Source organism: Bacillus sp. AF62 (genome assembly GCF_050312695.1).
Lineage (GTDB): Bacteria > Bacillota > Bacilli > Bacillales > Bacillaceae_G > Bacillus_A > Bacillus_A cereus.
The window spans coordinates 193,733-216,401 of record NZ_JBNPJZ010000047.1 but is presented as its reverse complement, the minus strand read 5'-3'; the positions used below and the strand labels follow the sequence as shown (position 1 = coordinate 216,401).

Below are 22,669 nucleotides of genomic sequence, written 5' to 3'. Positions count from 1 at the left end.
TTATTTCCGTACTTATAAATAGTTTCATGTTACCGCACCTCCCTTCAAAGTAATAAAAAAAACACACCCATCCCTAGGAAAGGGACGAATGTGTTTTCGTGGTTCCACCCTTGTTCCAATCTAGACGTATTTCTCCCTAGATTGCTCAAGTTCAGATAACGGCTGATACCGTCAATAATTACTAGATTACTCGTTCACTATTGAAGTTCAAAGGTGGTAAAATCATTTCTCGTGTTAGGAAGCTCACACCCTTGGCTTCCCTCTCTGTAAACCGTAAAAATGATTTCTTGTCCTTATCGTTACTTTTTCGTTCATGTCTATTTGTTAATTTATTATAGTTATCAACTTTTTAAAAAGCAAGCCTATTTTTACTAACTATTTTCAAGAATTTTTTTTATTATATTTCACAATATCATTATGCAACCGCCACTCAATTTACCTATTTTGTTATTTCTCCAGTTTATAAATCAACGGTTCATATATAAATTCCCCATTCTAAAACCCGTACATATCCGCTCTACAAAACTATATTAATAAAATTTTTAATACAATCTTTTTGTATAACTTTCTTCTAAAGAACGTGCAACATCTTCTTCTGAAGTATTCACTTTCGCATGCTCCAGCAACATTTTTGCTGCTGATGGTAACTCTTTTTTATTTAACCAAGATTCTGGATCCCACATCTTAGAACGAATAAACGCTTTTGCACAATGAATATAACACTCTTCTATTTCAACAACAATTCCAAGCAACGGATTGCGTCCATTCGCCTGCATTTCTTTCAAAATTTCTTCGTCGTTTGTAATATACGCTCGGCCATTTATTCTGAGTGTCTCCCCAAGACCTGGAATAAAAAAGATTAGTCCTACATGTGGATTTGAAATAATATTCAAAATGGAGTCTATACGACGATTTCCTGGTCTTTCTGGAATGATAATTTTATTATTATTGAGTACGTATACAAATCCAGGTGCATCTCCTCGCGGCGAGGCGTCACACTCCCCCAACTTATTTCCAGTGGATAATACTAGAAAAGGAGATTTAGAAAGAAAATCTACGCAATGGTGGTCTAATGATGAAATGACTTTTTTCAACGCTCGCTCACTTGGTTGCCCCAATATTTTCCGTAACTCTTCCTCTGTTGAAATAATCGATTTTATTTCCGTACGCTCGATCCCCACTTATAACCACTCCTTTTTCTTTATTTTCCCAAAATTCAATACAAATATTGTATAATAAAATTTGAGGAAAGGGGAATTAAAATGACAGAGTGGTTAACAATATTTGATTCTGAAAGAAATACACTTGGGAAGAAATTACGTGATGAAGTGCATCGTGACGGCGATTGGCACGAAACATTTCATTGCTGGTTTGTAGAAAAAGATAATGAAGATATGTTTTTATATTTCCAATTACGCTCTAAAAATAAAAAAGAAGCTCCATGTATATGGGATATTACTTCAGCTGGACATATTATGCATGATGAAGATGTACAAATTGGTGGTCTTCGTGAAATTGAGGAAGAATTAGGGCTTTCCTTTCAAACTAATGATTTAACATACAAGGGAATCTTTAAAATAGATTATGAAATTTCAAATCTTACTGATCGCGAGTTTTGTCATATGTATTTTCACAACGTCATCAATCCACTTCCATTCGCACCAGGTGAAGAAGTAGACGATGTGATGAAAGTACATGCAACTTCTTTTCTACAACTATTAAAAGGAGAGATTTCATCTTTAACGACTATTTCAGTCTTAAACAATACACCGATTACGATAACATTTGAAGATATTTATCCGTATGATCTTGCATACTATGAATTTGTTATAGAGCAAGGAAAAGAATTATTAAAAAATAATAGTTTATAAATAAAATAGGACTCCTAGCATAATATTGCGTAGATTCCTATTTTTTATTATTGTTCAAGTATTTTTAATCTACTCTCTACTTGTATAAATAAACGAATGATTAATAACAGCATAACCACTATAATCGCTATTATTGTATGTGGATATCTAAACAGTATACTAATAACACTTCCAATTAACATCATGATAAATCCGTTTTGCTTCATCACTTCTGCACTATACCTGTTACCCGCATCCCATAATTCCTTATTTTTCATAGATCGTTTCGTACGATAACCATATGCCGCATTAATATCGGTCGGTGGATTTTTTTGAAGAATAATTGCCGCAAGTATAAAAATAATACCAATCAATATGCTTATTCCTATGTTTACTAGTGCATCAATCAATTATATCCCCCCCTAACTTACACTTTCATTATACGACACAACCCTTATTTTTCCAATTTATAACACATTCACTTTCTTTCTTTCGATGTCTGGAACATACTTGGAAGTGTTACAAAACGTGCCCCTTTCGTTTTTAACTGCGGAATGATTTTGTCTAGTGCATCAACAGATCCTTGTAAATGCCCACCTGGAGTAGAATGCTGCAGTATGACACTACCTGGAAATGAATTCCCTAACACATTATTTGTAATCGTATCGGCACTTACACCTTTCCAATCAACTGTATCAACACTCCACTGTACAATCATAAAATTTTGCTCAGTTGCCCAATTCAATTGATTTTCAAGTATTTCACCATACGGTGGACGTATAAATTTAGGAGCATAGCCGGCTAAACGTTTTAATATTTCTTCCGTTTTTATAATTTGATTACGGTACTCAGCGTCATTTACTTTCGCTAAATTCGGATGACTGTACGTATGATTACCAATTACATGCCCTTCATTTGCAATACGCTTTACTACATTCGGAAATTTTTCTGCGTTTTCACCAAGTAAGAAAAAAGTAGCTTTTACATTATGTTGTTTTAACTTATCTAATATTTTTGGCGTGAATTCTGAATCTGGTCCATCATCAAATGTAAGAGCTACTTCCGCTTTATTATACGGTCCTGAAAATGCGTACGCATATTTTTCAACCCATGTAAATGGTGTCCACGATCCACGATCATCTGCTTTCATTTGTACTTCATAGCTTTGAGGGATATATGCGTATGGCAATGCGCTTATATAGTCTCCATAATAAAATGAGTTATATGGCATATAAGCATACGAAACATCTCGTTCTAGTCCCCATTGATATGGAGCAAACATTTCTGGCGAATAAAAATAATACATGATAAAAAACCTCCCTAAATTTTCATATGTGATTCATCTGCACTTTGTTAGAGAAATTGTTATTCATAAACAAAAATAAGACTGTCCTTAATTAGGACAGTCTTACTGCTTACTATTATTAATAAATCGATGTACTATCTTTTGGCAAAGCTTTCACATGTTTTAAATAGTTCGTCACTTTATCATCATCATCTTGCGGATATTGATATTCATATTTGTTAGCGATTTCGTTCGCCACTTCCCTAAATAAATCACCCATGACAAAGAATGACTCCCATATGTTTTCATATTCTGCATTAGAAAATGTTCTTTTAAATTGCACCCACATATCTTTTTCAATATATTGCTCGAAATGCTTTCCAAACTTCCCTGCATTAACTGTAAAATCTGTTTTCATACCAATATACCATTCTAGCATTACGATGAACATATCTCGCACTGGTCCCTCAAGCATTCCTTTTGCATAAGAAAGCTCTTCTCTCCATAGCCCTTTTGCCACATTCGTACTACACCACCAAAATTCATTACAACAATCCAAAAACTCTTTTTCTGTAGGCTTTTTTATTAAGTAATCTTTATCGCTTGCTGGCGGGAATCCTTCCATACAATTATCTTTATCGAGAAGTAATTTACTTAAACTATCTTGTCCAACGAACTTTTTTATTAACTCAACTGGAACTAGCGTTAAATCAATCCGATTCCCATCCATGAACTGCATTAAATACGGAAACTTCCCATCTTCATTTGGTTGAACTAACGACATTTCTTCTGGCATTTGTACTATCATTATTTCTCCAAATCTATGAACCCAATTATGATTAGACGTAAAAGATTGTATATCATTTACAACATACATAATATCATAGTCTTGAAAACAATCTCTTTTCACATTTGGATTTACACGCGATCCATTCATGATAACTGCTCGAATTCTTCCATCCTCTTTTGCTGTATTAATAATTAAGTCTAGCATTTCTTTTTCAGTTCTCATCTACTTATAGCCTCCAATTTTTTGATATATAATATAGTGTTATGTATGTCGGAGGCCCACGAGCTAATCTCGTTATACAAGATACATGTTATAATTTTTCAAACATCTTTTTCATTCTATCTATCTCCTTACCTCATTCTTTTACGATTGCCATTACAAATCCATCGTATCCCTTACTTCCGACAGTTTGAAGCGCTGTAGCACTAACACGTGGCTCAGCAGCTATTAATTCATAGAAACGACGTATCCCTTGTACACGAGGATCGGTACTAGTATTGTCAATAACTTCTCCTTCACGTACTACGTTATCCCCAATAATTACAGTACCCGGTCGTGATAGTTTTAGTGCCCATTCAAAATAAGCAGGGTTATTTTGTTTATCAACATCTATAAAAATAAAATCAAACGGTTCATACTTCTCGTTTTCTATTTGTTGTAAAGAATCTAACGCTAATCCTGTTCGTATTTCAATTTTATCAGTCAAATTAGCACGCTCAATATTGCTACGTGCAATTTCAGCATGTTTTTCACTTGCTTCCAATGTAACAACTCGGCCTCCAGATGGCAATGCTCTAGCAAGCCATATCGTGCTATACCCGCCTAGCGTGCCAATTTCTAAAACATTACGAGCCCCTTGAATTTGTACTAACAGTTGTAAAAACTTCCCTTGCGTTGGTGATACATCATGTGCTGGCAAATTAGCTGCAGCATTAGTTTGAAGAACCCCTTCTAATGTAGAATCTTTCGGTATTAATACATCACTCATATATTGATCAACAGCCGTCCATTTCTCAATTCCATTCATGCAAATACCACCCCTTTCAATTTTCCAATGCTTTCTACCATTCACTTTTGATTATACCGAAAATTCTGTCTCGAATACAAAAAATAAAGAAGGGACATCTACCCCTTACAGAATAGATATCCCTTCTTTTAAAGTTAAATTTACTTCCTATGGATTAGTAGACCAAAGCCCAGCAGATTTAATAAATGTACGTTTATTTAATTTCAGCTGCGCTACGATAAATTCTGCAATATCTTCTGCTTGCATTACTTTATCAGGGTTTCCATCAGTTAATCCTAAATCAACAGCCATATCAGTTGCTACTGTACTTGGAGTTAAAGCTGTTACACGAATGTTATGTTTGCGAACTTCCATCGCTAACGATTCTGTTAAGCCAAGGACACCAAATTTAGAAGCACTATATGCACTTGTTACAGGTGCACCTTTTTGCCCTGCTGTAGATGAAATGTTAATGATATCACCAGATTGTTGTTCAATCATGCTCGGTAAAGCTGCACGAGTTGCATAGTATACACCCATTAAGTTTACTTGAATGATTTTTTCCCAATCAGCAACGTCTAGTTCTAAAAACTTACCGAATTTAGAAATACCAGCGTTATTAATTAAAATATCGATAGATCCTAAACCATTTTTTAACGTTTCAATCGCAGTTGTTACTTCTTCGTATGAAGAAACATCAGCAGTTGCAATAACGGCTTTTACACCTTCTGCTTCTACTTCTTTCGCTACAGCTTTTAAGTTTTCTTCTGAACGAGCTAATAAGCCTACATTTACGCCTTCTTTCGCTAATGCGATTGCGACAGCGCGACCAATCCCTCTACCTGCTCCTGTAATTAAAGCATTTTTACCTTGTAATAATTCTGCCAAGTATAACACTCCTTAATCATCTCAGTTATGTATTATATTAAAATTGTATCTATGTTTATGTAAAAAGGCAATGATGCACTTTCATGTGCGTAGGTTACTTGTAGGTAACTATAGAAAGTTTTTGTTTATAAGTTTCATGTTTTTACCATTATTCATGTAAAATAAAAACAAATCCAGCATAGGAGAGTGTATGTGTATGAAAAGAAAAAAATGGGTCTTGTTACTAACTGCAGTCGGACTATTTATCATATTGTTTGCCCTGTACTTTATATTTGGTAATCCACTAAATTATAAAGTAATAGAAAAAGATACTAGCAATTATCTCCATATTAAAAAAGGTTATAAGCAAGAAGAAATACAAGACATAACCGGAAAATATACTCCCATTTATAATATTGGCTATTATGCAACAGTAGTATATAAAGACGAACCATATTTTACATACTCTTATACATACGATGATAATAAAAAAATAATACAAGACAACGGTATTTTAGGAAGACATACTGAGTCATTTGAACATCTTAATTTAAACTGGTCTTTGTTTGACCAGTTAGTAGATGGTATTCATACAAACTTGCAAGGAAGAGGTTTAAGAGAAAAGAAAGATTATTCTATACGAAACGTTCAATTCATTGATATAGATGACGATAAAAACGGTGCAGAAGCATACGTTGACTTTAAGAACGATAAAGAATCTGATTACTCATACCGTATGAATAGCGAAGGAAAAGCTTATCAATATAATTGCAGTAACGGTAAATGCATTTTTAAAGAAAAATAGTGTTAGAAGGCTCTCCTTCTAACACTATTTTTCTTCATAATTAAGAATACACACAATAAATTCTGTTCCATTTCCTTCTTCACTCTCTACTTTTATCTCTCCTTGATGAAGGTCGAGTACTTTTTTTACAATAGCTAAACCTAAGCCACTTCCTCCATAGGCACGATTTCGTGAAGAATCCGCTTTATAAAAACGCTCAAAAATATGTTGTTTCTGTTCTTCTGATATACCGATTCCCGAATCACGGATGCGCACTTCCACTACTGTTTCATGTTCCTTTAACTGAATAGTAATCGTGCCACCGCTTGGAGTAAATTTAATACTATTATGAATTAAATTAATCCACACTTGACTCATACTTTCTTGGTCAGCAATAACATGTACTTTTTCTAAATCTAGTTCTAACTCGATTTCTTTTTCAGCCCAGAGTGGTTCACTATTTAACACAATTTGCTTTAACTGCTGATCTAATCGATAACTCACTCTTTCTGGTATATACTCTTCTGATTCTAAAAGAGTTAGCTTCAATAAGTTTTGACTTAGTTTAGATAATCTCGTTGTTTCAGTTTCAATAATGGTAAGATAATGTTTTCTTTTTTCCTCAGAAAGATTATCGTCTTGTAGTGCTCTAGCAAACCCTTTTATAGAAGTTAATGGTGACTGTATTTCATGAGAAACATTCGATACAAATTCTTGTCTCATTTTCTCCATCGTATTCAGTTCATCTGTCATATCATTTATACTTTTTACGAGCACACCAATTTCTCCATCATACTTTTCTTCATTTCGTATTTTTACGGAGAAGTCTCCTTTTGCAATTTTTTGTATCGGTTCAATAATAGTCCAAATCATTGCCTCTCGTTTTGGCCTCATTAATATTCCAATTAATGTCCAAATAAGAATAATAAATACAAAACCGACCATATCACTAATTAGAAAGGCAACAAATGGCGATACGTTTACGTCAAAAGCATTCAATATACTAGTTGCTACATAAAATGCGATAGACCAAATGATAGTAAGAAAAGAAAAGAGCGCTAATACCGCTCCAAATACTTTCAGCATCTTCAACTTACTCATTCGTTTTCTTTTTCTCATTTACTTACCTCTAAGCGATACCCTAATCCTCTTATTGTTTTAATACTAAATTTCGACTGCTCTTCTTGAAACTTCTCACGTAACCGATTAATATGAACGTCTAGTGTACGTTCATTCCCTTCAAAATCATATCCCCATATTTCTTCAATTAATTGCTCTCTCGAACAAGTTCTTCCCGATTTAGACCCTAAAGTAAAAAGCAGCTCAAATTCTTTTAACGGTAACATAACCGTTTGTTCTCCAGATGTAACTTCGAATGTTTTACGATTTAATAATACATTTCCAACTTGAATCGATTGTGAAACTGTAATTTGGTAACGTTTCAATAATGCCTTTACTCTCACTACTAGTTCTATAGGGTCAAATGGCTTTACAAGATAATCATCTGTCCCAAGGTGAAATCCTTTTACTTTTTGTGATGTTTCCCCTTTGGCAGTTAGCATCAGAACCGGGATATCATAGTATTTTCTTAATTCAAAACATACATCAAATCCATCCATATTTGGCATCATGATATCAAGAATAACCATATCGACTTTTACGTCATCCATTTTCCGAAGTGCATCTACTCCATCAATTGCCTCATATGTTTGAAAACCTTCTCGTTCTAAAAATACAGAAACGAGTTCCCTAATGTGTGGATCGTCGTCTACTATTAAAATTTTAGGTATCAAAGGAACCATTTCCTTTCTACTTAGCATCTAATATATTTTTTTAAAATGCACCCTCTTTAATTTTCAATTGTTGCGTTGCAAACTCACGATACATATCATGCGTCTGTAATAATTCATCATGCGTACCACTACCTGTAAGATTCCCTTTTTCAATAAAGATAATTTTATCTGCATCTACAACAGTAGAAAGTCTATGCGCAATCACTAACGTTGTTCTGCCTTTCATTAAGTTATTTAACGCTTTTTGAACGACAGACTCAGATTTACTATCTAAGCTTGAAGTTGCCTCATCGAGCATAAGAATTTGCGGATTTCGAAGTAACGCTCGGGCAATGGCAATTCGCTGTCTTTGTCCACCAGAAAGCTTCACACCGCGTTCTCCAACTTCTGTTGCATAACCGTTTGGTAAGTCATGAATAAATGCATCAACATATGCCATTGCTGCTACTTTTTCAATTTCTTCATCCGTTACTTCGCCTTCAACGCCGTAACAAATATTATCACGAATCGTTCCATCGATTAACGGACTATCTTGTGATACGTAACCGATTTGACGTCGCCATGACTGTAATGAATAACTCGTAATTGATTCTTTTCCTAATTTAATGGCACCACTAGTTGGCTCATAAAAACGTTCCAGTAATGAGAATAACGTTGTTTTCCCACTACCACTTGGTCCTACAATCGCTGTCACTTTTCCAGATTCAATTGTGAAATCAATATTTCTCAAAACTTGCTCTTCTTCGTTATACTCAAAATGTACATTTTCAAGAACGATCGGTTGCTTAGCATTTGTCACTTTCACACCAGTTTCATGATCTTCTACTTTATATTCTAAAATCGTACTAATTCTTTCCGTTGCACCAATTGCCTTTTGGAATTGTGTAAAGAACATAGATAATTGACTCATCGGCATTACAATTTGAACTAAATACAAAATAAACGCTACAAGTTCACCAGTTGTTAATGCACCGCTAGAAACTCTCATCCCGCCATATCCTACGATAATAACAAGTAGTGCCATTAAAACAAACGACATAACTGGCGAAATTAATGCTTGCACTTTTCCTTCTTTCAAACCAAATTGTAATAACTTTTGTATGCCTGTATTACCCGTTTCATATTCTCTTTTTTCTGTATTTGAAGATTTCACTAAACGAATTTCTGATAACACTTGCGTTAACACACTTGTAAAAGATGCCGTTTCATCTTGAAGTGCTTTTGAAATCTTATACATTTTTCGTCCAAGTGGAACTAAAATTAATACAGACAACGGAATAACCGTTAAAAGTAACGCAGTCATTTTCCAATCTAACACAAATAATACAATTAACGATCCAACAATTGAAATACCACCTGTTAATAAGTTTGACAAATGCTCAGAAATTAACGTTTTCACAACACCTGTATCATTCGTCATACGGCTAATGGTATCACCTGTTCTATTTTGATCGTAATAAGATACCGGCAAGATAAGTACCTTTTTCCACAAACGTTCTCTTAGTCCCGCTACAATCTTCTGCCCAATATAATTTAGTAAATATATAGACAACCCTGCCGCAATAGTTTGCATTACAAAGAAAGCAACTAACCCAACAATTTGTCCTGCACTAATTGAAGAAAGCGAAAAATTATCTACTAATCCTTTTGTTAGCATAGGAATAAATAAACTCGCTCCCGTAGAAAGCAAACTCATTAATAACGCAAAAATTAAAATTCCTTTCGGAGGATTTGTATCTTGAATAAAGCGTAAAAACTGCCTCCAGCTCCCTTTTTTCTTCATTTCATTTCTAACTTCCATTCCTGTTCATCTCCTCATGTTAAACCAAACTATTCTTTCTAAAATTAGAATACGATACAAATGTAAACTGAATGTAAACACACTTTTTCTATTTTTACAAAATATACATAAAAACTCATCTTTACAACAGATATAAACATCTGATATTATTACCTGGTACTTAATATTATTCTATGTGAATTATAGATAAATAATTTAAAACACGATATAAATCTCCAGTTAGTGAAAGGAGTATCCTTTTTGCAAACAAATATACATTCTGAAAAGGAAACAATTATTTTTATTCATGGATTAGTTGGCAATCGTCGCGCCTTCAAAAAGGAGCAAAAACGATTTTCTGCCTCCTACAACATTATAACTTATGACTTATTAGGTCACGGTGATGATAAAGGAGAAGCAATCGACTTTTCATTACAGCGTCTCGTAGATCAATTATTAAACTTATATGAACAAGAAGGTATTAAAAAAGCTCATATTTGTGCGCTAAGTTACGGCTGTTACATCTCTACAATTTTTGCACAAATGCATCCAGAAAAAGTATTAAGTATTTGTCATATTGGAGGACATTACAATAACCCTTCTCGCTTATATAGCGTATTCCAAAATTTTTGGGAGAAGCGAGGGGATGAATACTCTAAATGGCTCTCTCAATACGCAAATACTATTTTTCCAAGTGGTATACTAAAAGCAAATCCGTTTGCAGTCATTTCAAGAAATATTTACTACCGTTTCGGATTACAATTACATTCATCCATTATTGCCCAGTCATTACGACATCGGTTAGAATTCGATTTAAAGTCTAAATTAAAATCACTTCCTCACCCTATACTATGGGTAATGGGAGAGCATGATCATCTCTATAAATCTTGTCTATTTGATTTGAAATCTATTTTACCTAACGTTCTATATAAGGAAATACCTTTAGCAGGACATGCAGCGAACTTATTTCGTCCTAACTATTTCCATGACTTATATGATCGATTTTTAAATGGAAATTTAAAATAAAAACTATTAAACTTCCAATTTATACAATTATAAAAAGGCTTCCCAAGTTTCCTTGGAAAGCCTTTTCTCTATACGAAAAGTATATAAAACTACTTTTTCTTAGTATGCTTTTGTGTAACCTAATAGGTGCTTGCTCCAGTAAGAGTTACTTACAGAACTAATACGTACACCAGTTGCATCTGTTTCTGCACTAATGAACTGACCGTTTCCTAAGTAAACACCCATGTGAGAAGGACCTGATTTATAAGTATTTTGGAAGTATACTAAATCACCTGGTTGTGGATTGCTAGTTTTTGTTTTAGAGCTCCAGTATCCAGCAACTGTTTGACGAGCGCCTTTATGACCAGTTTGATTTAATACGTAGTGAATGAATCCACTGCAGTCAAAACCAGCAGGTGTTGTACCAGCATTTCTGTATGGTGAACCATTTAAAGATCTAGCGAATCCAGCGATTGAAGATGTATCTCCACCTGTTGTTGGTTTTTGTACGTCTTTACCTGGTTGTTGAACGTTATTTGTAACGTTATTGTTATTGTTATTTGTAACGTTGTTTACTCCGCCTTTTACAAACTTAACGAAGTCTACACTTACGTAACCCGTGCGGCCGTTATGGTTAATTTTGTACCAACCATTTTCAGCGCCAGTAACGTTTAGTACTTTACCATTTGTTACTCCACCGATTACAGCGTTGTATGTAGCTGGGCCTGTACGTACTTTTAAAGCACCAGTGTTAACAACATAAGAACCACCAGTTTGAACTGTTGTAGTATTGTTGTTTGTAGTTGGTTGTTGTGTTTCGTTAGATACAGCAGAACCACCTTTTGTTACGAAGTCTTTGCTTACGTATCCAGTTCCACCATTGAAGTTGATTTTAAACCAATCTTGTACTTCACCTACAACTTGTACTGTTTTACCTTTGTTTACAGAACCTAAAACTGTATGAGATGTACTTGGGCCTGTACGTACGTTAAGTGAAGAAACGTTTACTGTATAAGTACCTGTTCCTTGTTGAACAGTCGTTCCTGTTTTGCCACCAGTCGTTACGAAGTCACCACTTACATAACCTGTTTGACCATTTACGTTTACTTTGAACCAACCGTTTTCTTGTCCAACTACTTGTAGCACTTGACCTGATTTCACTTTAGAAATAACGTTATGTCCTGTACCAGCACCTGAACGAACATTTAATACATCAGCAGTTACTGTGTATTTTAATTCAGAAGTTGTTTCTACAGTTTTTGTTTCAGTTACAGTCGTTTGAGTTTGAGTTTGTCCATTAATTTCTTTTAGCGCTTCATTTGAAACTTGTGCATGAGCAGAATCCATTCCTGGAACTGCAACGCCAGCTACAGAAGCTGCTGCTAAACCTGCAATTACTTTTTTCATAAGTTGTCTTTACTTCCTTTCCCTACTATCCTCTTAAAAAAAACTTAAAACTTTAATACTTTACAATATTATCAAAGTAAAATATTCATCCAGTTCCATTTTTTAGCAAGAGTTTTATTTTTCACACAGAGTTCATTTTAAATGAACAAAGTGAAATCCGTGTGAACTTCATGTGAACTTTATCATTAATTATAGTGTTTTTGCAATGATTTTTTCAAATTTCTTATATATCGCATGAAAATTCGACATTTCATTTAATATCTCAATATAAAACATCGCTTTTCTATCTTCTATAAAAAATTCTATTAACCTAATACAAACCACATTATGTATTTCCTTATAAAGCTCCTTACATGAAGTATACTTTCATCATGACAAAAATCACTCTATTTATCAATAGTATAATATTTTTAGAAAACTAAATTTCTATACTATCTACAATTTTGAAATAATTTGACGAATTGTAAGATTTATTTCATAAAAACCATTTCTCCTTTAAAGAAAACACACATCATACCAACTGTTCTATTTTTCTAACCATGGAATTTATAGGATATTTATAGTATTATATACACATCTAAATAAATTGAAATTTTAGCGAACTGATATTTTTTCATTCCCTTATAAAGTAAAACTTTAACCAATAGGGCTTTTATCCATCCCCAATGATTATTAGAGCCCTCACCACTCGGACTTCCCATTCATGTCGAGTTTTATTGAAATAAAAAGAGGAGGCATATTTGTGAGAAATATAATAGATGATCCAATACAAAAAAATATAGAGCTATACTATGCTTTTATTCAATTCGTTTCAATGATAACATTACAAAAAGTATCAGCTATTGAAAAACGTAAAAATGAATTAAAAAATCAGATGAAAAATGCTGGACAAAAAAAACCTTATTACGTATAAAAAAAGGTGAACAGGTTATATTCCTGTTCACCTTTTATCAAATTATTTTATTTATAAATTTTCACACGGTTTTCTAACGGTTGGAATTCTTTTTCACCAGCATGTACTACCGGTTTACCAAATGGCATTTGCGCAGTGAGCTTCCAATTTGCTGGAACATCCCACTCTTTTCTCACTTCTTCATCAATTAGCGGATTGTAATGCTGCAACGTAGCACCAAACCCTTCAATTTCTAAAGCTGTCCAAATTGCAAATTGTAACATTCCTGATGATTGCTGAGACCAAGTTGGGAAATTATCTTTATATAATGCAAAGTTTGCTTGAAGGCCTTCCACAACTTCACTGTCTTCAAAATATAAAACCGTTCCATAACCACTTTTAAATGCATTCATTTTTTCTTCAGTAGGTGCAAAGTTATTTTCAGGTACAATTTTTCTTAATGTTTCTTTCGTAATATCCCATAATTTATCATGTTGTTCTCCTAATAAAACAACAACGCGAGCACTTTGAGAATTAAAAGCTGAAGGTGTATGTTTTACAGCATGATAAATCACTTCTTGAATTTTTTCATCAGAAACTACTTGCTCTTTACTAATTGCATAAATAGATCTTCTGTCTTCAATTGCTGAGTAAAAATCTTTTGCCATCATAATTCCCTCCAATTTTCAATTGAGGCTATTTCATATGTATATGTCATATTACGCCCCTCAAACTTATTATTAATAAGCTTATAACTTTATAATATCACAGCAACAAATAAACTCAAATGATAACACTTGTATTTAGAATCTTTTTCCTTTTTAAAGTTAAAATAAAAAGACCGTTTGTTGTTATCTAAAATTAGTAACAACAAACAGTCTTACTTATGTAGCGATCTAGATTCGTATTTTACTTACTTAATTAACTAATCCAAATGCATACGACATTAACTTATTTGTCTCTGTAAAACGTTTTGTTTTACTTGATGTCCCCATGACCACTGTAATAATTCGATTATCACCTTGCTTTGCAGTCCCCGTAAAACAGTATCCTGCGCTATCTGTAAATCCAGTCTTTAGTCCGTCCATTCCTTCTATATATAAACTTTTATTATTTTTATTTAACATGTCGTTTGTGCTTATAACATTAATATTATTAAATGCTAGCTGACTTTGACGTAAGTGAGTCACTTCTAATATTTCCGGATAATCTTTTATAAGATGATACGCCAATTGTGCTACATCACCAGCCGTCATTTTTGTTTCACTTCCATCTGGCTCTTGTAATCCAGAAGCATTTGCAAATTTAGCATGTTCCGACATTTTTAACTGTTTCGCTTTTGCATCCATAAGCTGAACGAAATCTTTCTCCGATTTTGCCATATGTTCTGCTAAAGCCACAGCTGAATTATTAGCTGACTCAATCATTAATGCATGATATAAATCTTTAACAGTTAATGTGTCATTAACTTGTACTGGGATTCTCGCTCCCTCTGTTTGTGCCGCCTTCGCACTCATTTTAACTGGATCTTCCCAGCGAACTTTCCCGTTATGTATACTCTCTAGTAGGAGATACGCTGTCATCATCTTAGACATACTAGCCGGTGCAAAAGCTTCATTTTCATTATATTGATAAATAATATCTCCATCACTCGCATCGATAATCATAGCCGCTTTTGCGTTAATTTCTGGTGGGATGTACTTTGGCGGGACTACTTTTTCAGTAAATCCTGCTTTAGGTAGTTCTGCCACTTGCAAAGGTTGTCCTTCTACATTCGCTACGCTCTTTTGATTTCCTTGGAATAAGAACCAACATATCCCTAAAATAATGACTAATAGGACTGTCATCCTTCCCCATTTTAACCGATTCATTTCAAAACTCCTTTAGCAAACCTTTTATACACTCACATTTAACCTTAACAACAATTCCTTTATACAGTCAAGGTAAAAAGTATATTTATTCATATACAGTAATTATTATTTTAATTTGTTTATGTTACACTAATAATACTGAAATATAAGAATATTCAACAATAAAATCTTGTAAATAAACTATTTAATAGAAGGGATTCATACAAATGCTACTTCCAAAATCATTAAAATATGGAGACACAATTGGGATCTACTCTCCTTCTTCACCAGTAACCTACACTTCCCCAAATAGATTTGGACGAGCAAAATCTTACTTACAACAGAAAGGGTTTCATATATTAGAAAGTTCATTAACAGGTCGATATGATTTTTATCGTTCTGGTAGTATACAAGAGTGTGCTGATGAACTAAATGCCTTGATAAGAAACCCTAATATTTCTTGTATTATGTCAACAATTGGTGGGATGAATTCAAATTCAATATTACCTTATATTGATTATGATGCTTTTCTAAATAACCCTAAAATAATGATTGGATATTCAGATACAACTGCTTTATTACTAGGAATTTATGCTAAAACAGGAATCCCTACATTTTATGGGCCAGCTCTCGTCCCTTCCTTTGGCGAATTTGAACCTTTTGTTAACTGCACATACAAATATTTTGCAGAAACTTTACTACATGATCAATCTCTTCCTTATCATATAAAACAACCATTATTTTGGTCAGATGAATTTATTAATTGGGAAGAAAAGACGAAGGAGAAAGAACTTCGACCAAACAATTGGATTTCAGTAATTGAAGGAAAAGCTACTGGGCGTATTATTGGCGGGAATTTAAACACGATACAAGGAATTTGGGCTAGCCCCTATATGCCACATATTCAAGAAGGCGATATTCTCTTTATTGAGGACAGTTCAAAAGATGCAGCTACTATCGAAAGAAGCTTTTCATTCCTTAAAATTAACGGTGTATTTGATAAAATTTCAGGTATCATTCTTGGAAAACATGAGCAATTTGATGATTGTGGTACAAATCGAAAACCTTTTGAAATACTGTTGGAAGTACTTCAAAATCAAAGAATTCCTTTTCTAGCTGACTTCGATTGTTGTCATACACATCCAATGATTACTATACCTTTCGGTGTTCAAGTAGAGTTGGATGCAACAAATAAAACGATACATATTGTAGAATCTTGGAAAAAATGAATGCATGACTTCTATTGTTTTACAATAAAAGCCATGATACTATATAATTTGGAATGTGAAAGATTAAACAAAATATATTTCTATATCTATCATTGAAAAAACAGATATAAATAGATATTTATATGTAAAAGAGAGTGAATAAATGAAACCAACTATTAAAAATTATGTATTTTTACATGTAGCTTTTTTGATATATTCTATCATTATGGTTTACATGAAATGGGCAGCTCAATTTCCAATTGCTTCAATCTCATTTTTTGTTGCTTATTTCGGACTTGTTATACTTTTATTCGGATATGCAATTTTATGGCAACAAGTAATTAAACATTTCGAAATTTCAAAAGCATATTCACATCGAGGGATTATTATACTATGGTCAATGCTTTGGTCAGTATTTCTATTTGGAGATACAATTCAGTGGAATCATTTACTTGGTGCAGCTATTATTATCGTCGGAATTGTGGTGGTGACAAAAGATGAATAGTTATATACTATTGTTTATTTTCGGGATAATTTTAGCAAATTACTCACAAATATTATTAAAAAAAGCTACTTTACAACAATACGATTCTAGAATAAAAGAATATGTGAATCCTTATGTTATTATCGGTTACTCTTTATTTGTACTTAATGCTGGATTAAATGTAATCGCCATGAAGGGCATGGAATTAAAACAAGCATCAGCATTAGAATCCTTAAGTTATATCATCATATTAATTTTCGGTTGGTATTTCCTAGGGGAAAAAATAACGAAACGTAAACTCATCGGCAACATGATTATTATCGTTGGTGTAATCGTTTATTGTATCCAATAACAAAAAGCTCCGTTTGTTACAAACGGAGCTTTTTGTTATTGACCTAAATTTTGCACCTTATCTTTCAAATCTCGAACTTGATCTACCGTCTGCATAAGCTCTGAGTTTTTAAATTGCTCTACATCCACTTTTCCTTCTTCTATCTTTGTCATCGCCGTATCAATTAACGTATTTAACTTTTCGTTATATCCGACGATTTGTTGATGAAGATCCTTTGCTACATCAGGTGGCGTTAATTCATTGAATGCGGGTATATCTTGTTTAATTTCACTAAGCTTCGTTTCTAATTCTTTTCGAGCCTCGCTATCATTAACAGCCTTTTCTGCTAATGCTGGTGCATCGTTTGCAAATGCACTTATTTCATTTACATAGTCTGTCGCCTTTTGAGCATAATCTATGGAGTTCTTTCCTTCTTCCACTATTGAACATCCCATTAAACCAATTGAAACTATAAATACTAATAAAATTGATTTTATTTTCATTTTAGACTCCCTTCGTCTTTATCATTGTCTGTAATTTTCTCTATACATAACTTCTAGCTAAATTGTTTATAACCTTTTTCAAATAGCTATTTATCCTCTTACATGCCCTATTATCGTTACAACATCTATTTCTATATGTACGCTGATAATATCTTCAATTATATCCATATATCCTTGTCCTATAGCTGTTCCATAGTGTAATGTAAGCCCCTTCTTTTCATACACTGACTTTGGCACTGAAAAAATAAATCTCCTCAAGTTTCTTTCATCAGCTGGTTCCATAATTAAAACAATCCCATCCTCATCAAACATATACGCTCGCCCTCCAACTTTACATTCACTATGGCTCAGTATTGCCTTGGTCAGCAAAATTTAAAACATAATAAGTTAAGATACACTCCGCTCTATCATAAAGTGAAACTTTAATTAGCCCTCACCAGTCGAATCTTTACCAGCAAATAGCGGGATAAAAATAAAAAGCATTCATTCTTTTTTGTTAAGAATGAATGCTTTTTAAAAAATCAATTTCTAACTCTAGCATCTTTTTTTGACGAGGTTTTACTTTCCTTACGGGAACTCCAGCGTAAATATACCAATCATCTAAACTCTCTTTTACCATACTCATCGCGCCGACTGCCGTTCCTTCTCCTACCGTTACATTTGGAAAAATAATAGAATTAGCACCAATAATCACATGTTTTTTTAAAATAACTTTTTCTGCTTTCACATTCCTATATTGATTCGGGACGGTTGGCCCCATTAATGTATTTCCACTGAAATCATCAAGTACTGCATATACGATTGTTTTAGCTGAGATGTTTGCAAAATCATGCATTTCAATCCCAACTTCCCCTCCATATAACGCTGTATACGCTGATATGTGCGAATAACTTCCAATTGTGATTTTACCACTTAAAATGCAAAAATCATCAATTCTTACATGATTGCCAACTGATATAGCACTCGGATTATATATACTTGCTTTTTTACTAACCAATACATTTTTCCCAACAGATAAAAATCCAATTTTCTTTAGTTCTTCTTGACTATAAAAACTATTCATCTACCGACACCACCTTCTGCTCTAAACAGATTACAATTTGCTCTACTAGTTCTTTCGTCATTCCTTCCCATAAAGGTAAACTTACGATTCGTTTTGCAATTTTATTCGTTTTTGTTAAATCTGTAGACTTATAGTTTTTAAAAAGAACTTGTTGGTGGCAAGATGGTGAAAAGTATAATCTAGCTTCTATTTTCTGTTTTTTCAGTTCTTCTATTACTTGTATGTTGCGAACTTCTTCTGGACAAATGATAGGCATAAATTGGTGAATAACTGCTTCTGTCTTTTGGACTTTCCACCCTTTTTTCATTAACCCAGTATTTTGTAACAACTGTTTATACCATTCAGAAATACGGGTGCGTTCTTTTAATTTTTGATCCCACTTTTTTATAGTCGCAATCCCAATAGCTGCTGCGTATTCAGACATTTTACAATTAAACCCCATCATCGCGCATTCACGATTTTTATCAAATCCGAAATTCCCCATTCTTTTAATACGTTGTATATCTTCTTCGTTTTTACTATATATGAGCCCTCCTTCACCAATTCCGAACGGCTTTGTTGCATGAAAGCTATATACGATCATTCCACTAAAATCTTGACCGTAATGCATCCCTCCATTCATTAATCCAAATCCCGGCGCCGCATCTACGACAACCGGAATCCCCTTCTTCTCTAATTCTTCATATTCTTCTAAGTTCATCCATGATCCAAAGGTGGCGTACGGGACAACAATCGCAACCTCTTCTTTTAATTCTTCTATCTTATCCAAAAGTACCGTTTTATCCATATACCAATCATCTATTGAAATATCAATAAAGTAAGGTTCCAATCCACACCAAATAGCGGCTAAGGCAGTCGCAGGGAATGTAAAGCTAGGCATGAGAGCATACTTTCCCTTTCTTCTTTTCTTTAGTTGAATAGCCGCCATTAACCCTAACGTTGCGTTTGCTACTGTTGTAACAGCTCCCCTGTTTTGAAAAAACGCCGACATAATTGTTTCCTCAAAACGTTGATTTATAGGTCCATAATTCGTATATATGTGAGATGTATCAATTTCCTTCAATTCGTCCAAATACTCACTTACAGGTACAGTTGAAGCACGTAAAAAAGGAATATTCTCCATATCTATCTATTCCTTCCTATCATTTTCGGACAATATAGAGCATATCTGTTTCAGATAATCCAAATTTCCTAGCACTTTTCATTCCTTGTTTTTCCACTATGTTATATAATTCTACCTTAAATCCTGCATTCATTAATCGTTGAATAAATCCCGATTGATTATAAATTCTCACATGATCTTCTTGACCAAAAGCTAGTTTCCTCAATTGTGGTGTTACAATTAATTCATTCTCTACAATAAAATCTACATTCATTACGATTGGTACTTGAATAATTCCCCATCCATTTGGCTTTAACACTCTATATAACTCTCGCATTGCTTTGTCATCATCAGGAACGTGTTCTAACACATGACTACATAATATTACATCAAAAGTATTACTATCATATGTAATCCTTGTAACATCAATTTCCTTCATTAATGGATCCTTTGGTTCTAAGTCACCACATACATACGTAATATTTTTATACTCGTTAAACCAATCTCTTAACTTCGCTTCAGGTGCAATATGAAGCATTGTATAGTTTCTATTTAACAAGTCCGTTTCCGTTTCAATGTACGCACGATACAATCTTTCACGATCCATCGAATTACAAACTGGACATATCCCTGTATCTTTATTCCACATCTCAAATTTATATTTCGGAAAATCATAATGTGCTGGCCAAGGTGAAAATTTTTCAAATTGTTGATTGCAATATTGACAATAACAAGATTCTTTCTCGAACATATGAGCAACTAACTTGTTTAATCCTTTTTTTATCTTTTCATTATAAATTTGATCTAGTTCGCCATTTCTTACTGCATCCTTAACTATAAATCCCGCATTTTCTAAACAATAAGATAAACTCTCTTTATACTCACTTTCGGAACTTAAAAATCCACTATTATATGCATCTATAATTAATTCAATCCACTCTTCAATTGTCATTAAAATAAAATGCATTTGTTTTTGATTTTGTCCACTATGTTGTCTAAAATAACTAAGAGGTTCTTGTATATAAACTACTTTTCCTTTACTCATCATATCTAGCCAAGTTGCAATGTCATTAATAGCAGAATAAGCCTTTCCTTTAAAATATCCAAACTTCCCGTCAAACAAATTCCGATTAAACAAAACAGTTGTCGGCTCACCAACTACATTTTTCAAGTTTTTTAACATATAATTCCCTAATTCTTTTCCTTCAAAAAGTGTAGTTTCTTTCGCGATTTTCATATTTAATGTTGAAGGTGGTAATATCTCTCCATTCTCATCAATCAGTTCACGATATGACGTCACAAATGAAATATTTTCTAACGTCAAAAAGTATTGCATCATTCTCTCGATCTTTTCATGATGAAATAAATCATCATCTAATAAAAAGTTTATATAGTTCCCATCCGCAAGTTCTACACACTTATTAAAGTTTTCGGCAACTAACGGCGTTTCATTTTTAACATATGTAATACACTCATATTCACGTAAGTACGGTTGAATCATAGCATTGACTTCATTATTTGTACTGTCGTCAGAAATAATAATTTCTATATTTTCATATGTTTGATTCAGAGCACTGTTGAGCGCTAATTCCAAGTAATAAGGTCTATTGTACGCAGGAATAAGTATACTTACTTTCGGTAAAGAAGAATTATTATTTATATGTTGTTTTTTCTTTTCTATGTTTATTTTCTTCGCTCTAATTTTTTGGTAATAGTCTAATGTATATAATATGGATGATGGAACTATCCTTCTTGCATAATCTAGAAAATTAGTTACCGCTTTGTCTAACTCTTTTTCGGTGGATAAGAAACCATATTGTTCTCCTGCTATAATACTGTGTGAAAAATCTTCTAACCCATCCATCATTTTATTAGATTCATTTAACTGTTGATCTGGATGTAATCGAAAGTAACTAAGTGTTTCTGCTATATATACTGCTTTTCCTTTACTTAATAAAGATAACCATGAAGCTATATCTACGTTACATAAATACCGCCTCTTATCAAAAATCCCATACGGTTCTTGCAAATCATTTTTACGAAATAAAACTGTTGTCGGTTCTCCAATATAATTTTTTTGATCCACAATTACCTTATTTCCTAATTCTGTCCCCTCTATAATCGTATCCTCTTCAAATAAACGGACAGTTGAATAAATATGTCGTAGTTCTTTCCCTTTATCATCAATTACTTGACGATGAGATGTTACTAGCTTAATTTCATTATCTAGATCATTGAAAAAGTACTTCATCATCTTTTCAATTTTATTCACATGAAATATATCATCATCCATTAAAAAATTTATATACTCACCATTCGCTTCATGAAATAACATTAACGCATTTTCAAACTGTCCGAGAGTTGATCTGTTTTTTATATAAATAATATTTGAATGATTACATAAATATTTTTGTAACATCTTTTCTGTTTCGTCATTCGTGCTGTCATCTCCAACTATAATTTCTATATTAGGGTACGTTTGTTCTAACACACTACATAAAGCCTTTTCAAAGTAGTGAGGACGATTATACGTAGGAATTAATACACTTACCAATGGAAGTTGCTCTACCACCTCTTCAGTTCTTTCAATACGAGTTCTCATTTTAACTCTCTCACCTCTTCGCATACTATTTATATACGCGACACAAAAATCACATTACTTTAACTGT

The 22,669-nt window shown here is 33.3% G+C and carries 24 protein-coding genes and 1 other annotated feature; of the genes, 7 read left to right on the top strand and 17 right to left on the bottom strand.

What is annotated here, in order from left to right; genetic code table 11:
- Window positions 1-77: 77 nt before the first annotated feature.
- Window positions 78-309, bottom strand: a binding site (T-box leader).
- Between the two features lie 233 nt (window positions 310-542).
- Window positions 543-1,181 (bottom strand): pyridoxamine 5'-phosphate oxidase family protein, encoded by a 639-nt coding sequence (locus tag ACQRBL_RS09345; protein WP_000510726.1) that lies wholly within the window; start codon window positions 1,179-1,181, stop codon window positions 543-545.
- A gap of 81 nt (window positions 1,182-1,262) precedes the next feature.
- Between ACQRBL_RS09345 and ACQRBL_RS09340 the strand changes: the two genes are divergently transcribed.
- Entirely contained in the window at window positions 1,263-1,871 is a 609-nt protein-coding gene (locus tag ACQRBL_RS09340; RefSeq protein ID WP_023521722.1) for an NUDIX hydrolase, read from the top strand.
- A gap of 47 nt (window positions 1,872-1,918) precedes the next feature.
- On the opposite strand, the gene ACQRBL_RS09335 is transcribed toward ACQRBL_RS09340, so the two are convergent.
- The 5 genes from ACQRBL_RS09335 to ACQRBL_RS09315 form a co-directional block, all read right to left on the bottom strand.
- Window positions 1,919-2,257 carry an SdpI family protein gene (locus tag ACQRBL_RS09335; protein WP_025118474.1) on the bottom strand — a complete coding sequence of 113 codons (339 nt, stop codon included), beginning with the start codon at window positions 2,255-2,257 and terminating at the stop codon, window positions 1,919-1,921.
- Window positions 2,258-2,328: 71 nt separating this feature from the next.
- Window positions 2,329-3,156: a peptidoglycan-N-acetylglucosamine deacetylase gene (locus ACQRBL_RS09330; protein ID WP_000291203.1), complete on the bottom strand. Its 828-nt coding sequence runs from the start codon at window positions 3,154-3,156 to the stop codon at window positions 2,329-2,331.
- 118 nt (window positions 3,157-3,274) lie between these two features.
- Window positions 3,275-4,147, bottom strand: a complete 873-nt coding sequence (locus ACQRBL_RS09325) for an aminoglycoside 6-adenylyltransferase (protein ID WP_411995681.1) — start codon at window positions 4,145-4,147, stop codon at window positions 3,275-3,277.
- 133 nt (window positions 4,148-4,280) lie between these two features.
- Window positions 4,281-4,952, bottom strand: a complete 672-nt coding sequence (locus ACQRBL_RS09320) for an O-methyltransferase (protein ID WP_411995682.1) — start codon at window positions 4,950-4,952, stop codon at window positions 4,281-4,283.
- Window positions 4,953-5,099: 147 nt separating this feature from the next.
- Window positions 5,100-5,819, bottom strand: a complete 720-nt coding sequence (locus ACQRBL_RS09315) for a 3-ketoacyl-ACP reductase (protein WP_000818985.1) — start codon at window positions 5,817-5,819, stop codon at window positions 5,100-5,102.
- Between the two features lie 190 nt (window positions 5,820-6,009).
- Between ACQRBL_RS09315 and ACQRBL_RS09310 the strand changes: the two genes are divergently transcribed.
- Complete coding sequence (locus ACQRBL_RS09310; protein WP_003270270.1) at window positions 6,010-6,603, top strand: DUF3139 domain-containing protein; 594 nt, start codon at window positions 6,010-6,012, stop codon at window positions 6,601-6,603.
- Between the two features lie 24 nt (window positions 6,604-6,627).
- Here ACQRBL_RS09310 and hitS read toward each other — a convergent pair whose 3' ends face one another.
- From hitS to ACQRBL_RS09295, 3 genes are read right to left on the bottom strand one after another with little or no spacing between them, the layout of a single operon-like run.
- The gene (gene hitS, locus ACQRBL_RS09305) at window positions 6,628-7,701 is read right to left on the bottom strand and encodes an envelope stress sensor histidine kinase HitS (RefSeq protein WP_001231619.1); all 1,074 of its coding nucleotides are present in this window, start codon (window positions 7,699-7,701) and stop codon (window positions 6,628-6,630) included.
- Entirely contained in the window at window positions 7,698-8,375 is a 678-nt protein-coding gene (hitR, locus tag ACQRBL_RS09300; RefSeq protein ID WP_015055113.1) for an envelope stress response regulator transcription factor HitR, read from the bottom strand. The genes hitS and hitR overlap by 4 nt, the downstream gene beginning before the upstream one ends.
- A 40-nt stretch (window positions 8,376-8,415) precedes the next feature.
- Window positions 8,416-10,176, bottom strand: coding sequence for an ABC transporter ATP-binding protein (locus tag ACQRBL_RS09295; RefSeq protein ID WP_411995683.1), 1,761 nt, complete (start codon window positions 10,174-10,176; stop codon window positions 8,416-8,418).
- Between the two features lie 240 nt (window positions 10,177-10,416).
- Between ACQRBL_RS09295 and ACQRBL_RS09290 the strand changes: the two genes are divergently transcribed.
- Window positions 10,417-11,181 (top strand): alpha/beta fold hydrolase, encoded by a 765-nt coding sequence (locus tag ACQRBL_RS09290; RefSeq protein ID WP_023521720.1) that lies wholly within the window; start codon window positions 10,417-10,419, stop codon window positions 11,179-11,181.
- Window positions 11,182-11,280: 99 nt separating this feature from the next.
- Here the strand turns inward: ACQRBL_RS09290 and entFM are convergent, their stop codons facing one another.
- Window positions 11,281-12,567: an enterotoxin EntFM gene (entFM, locus tag ACQRBL_RS09285; protein ID WP_411995684.1), complete on the bottom strand. Its 1,287-nt coding sequence runs from the start codon at window positions 12,565-12,567 to the stop codon at window positions 11,281-11,283.
- 742 nt (window positions 12,568-13,309) lie between these two features.
- Here entFM and ACQRBL_RS09280 point away from each other — a divergent pair.
- On the top strand, window positions 13,310-13,480 hold the full coding sequence (locus tag ACQRBL_RS09280; protein ID WP_141526226.1) for a DNA mismatch repair protein MutT: 171 nt from the start codon (window positions 13,310-13,312) through the stop codon (window positions 13,478-13,480).
- Window positions 13,481-13,527: 47 nt separating this feature from the next.
- Here ACQRBL_RS09280 and ACQRBL_RS09275 read toward each other — a convergent pair whose 3' ends face one another.
- Together ACQRBL_RS09275 and ACQRBL_RS09270 are read right to left on the bottom strand one after the other, a co-directional pair.
- On the bottom strand, window positions 13,528-14,130 hold the full coding sequence (locus ACQRBL_RS09275; protein WP_002093949.1) for a nitroreductase family protein: 603 nt from the start codon (window positions 14,128-14,130) through the stop codon (window positions 13,528-13,530).
- 246 nt (window positions 14,131-14,376) lie between these two features.
- Window positions 14,377-15,330, bottom strand: a complete 954-nt coding sequence (locus tag ACQRBL_RS09270) for a D-alanyl-D-alanine carboxypeptidase family protein (protein ID WP_001080881.1) — start codon at window positions 15,328-15,330, stop codon at window positions 14,377-14,379.
- A 206-nt stretch (window positions 15,331-15,536) separates the two neighbouring features.
- Here ACQRBL_RS09270 and ACQRBL_RS09265 point away from each other — a divergent pair, with 206 nt between their 5' ends.
- From ACQRBL_RS09265 to ACQRBL_RS09255, 3 genes are all read left to right on the top strand, one after another.
- A complete protein-coding gene (locus tag ACQRBL_RS09265) occupies window positions 15,537-16,538 on the top strand; it encodes a S66 family peptidase (protein WP_411995685.1) in 1,002 nt (333 codons plus the stop codon).
- Between the two features lie 142 nt (window positions 16,539-16,680).
- Entirely contained in the window at window positions 16,681-17,022 is a 342-nt protein-coding gene (locus ACQRBL_RS09260; RefSeq protein ID WP_000805130.1) for an EamA family transporter, read from the top strand.
- Entirely contained in the window at window positions 17,015-17,353 is a 339-nt protein-coding gene (locus ACQRBL_RS09255) for an EamA family transporter (RefSeq protein ID WP_071730988.1), read from the top strand. The genes ACQRBL_RS09260 and ACQRBL_RS09255 overlap by 8 nt, the downstream gene beginning before the upstream one ends.
- Before the next feature lie 35 nt (window positions 17,354-17,388).
- Here the strand turns inward: ACQRBL_RS09255 and ACQRBL_RS09250 are convergent, their stop codons facing one another.
- From ACQRBL_RS09250 to ACQRBL_RS09230, 5 genes are all read right to left on the bottom strand, one after another.
- Entirely contained in the window at window positions 17,389-17,835 is a 447-nt protein-coding gene (locus ACQRBL_RS09250) for a DUF6376 family protein (protein ID WP_000695203.1), read from the bottom strand.
- Between the two features lie 90 nt (window positions 17,836-17,925).
- Window positions 17,926-18,147, bottom strand: coding sequence for a hypothetical protein (locus ACQRBL_RS09245; RefSeq protein WP_000459099.1), 222 nt, complete (start codon window positions 18,145-18,147; stop codon window positions 17,926-17,928).
- A 184-nt stretch (window positions 18,148-18,331) separates the two neighbouring features.
- Entirely contained in the window at window positions 18,332-18,898 is a 567-nt protein-coding gene (locus ACQRBL_RS09240) for an acyltransferase (protein ID WP_001084185.1), read from the bottom strand.
- Complete coding sequence (locus tag ACQRBL_RS09235; RefSeq protein ID WP_098256541.1) at window positions 18,891-20,021, bottom strand: DegT/DnrJ/EryC1/StrS family aminotransferase; 1,131 nt, start codon at window positions 20,019-20,021, stop codon at window positions 18,891-18,893. Before ACQRBL_RS09235 ends, ACQRBL_RS09240 begins: the two co-directional genes overlap by 8 nt.
- Before the next feature lie 19 nt (window positions 20,022-20,040).
- Window positions 20,041-22,602, bottom strand: a complete 2,562-nt coding sequence (locus tag ACQRBL_RS09230) for a glycosyltransferase (protein WP_411995686.1) — start codon at window positions 22,600-22,602, stop codon at window positions 20,041-20,043.
- Window positions 22,603-22,669 lie beyond the last annotated feature (67 nt).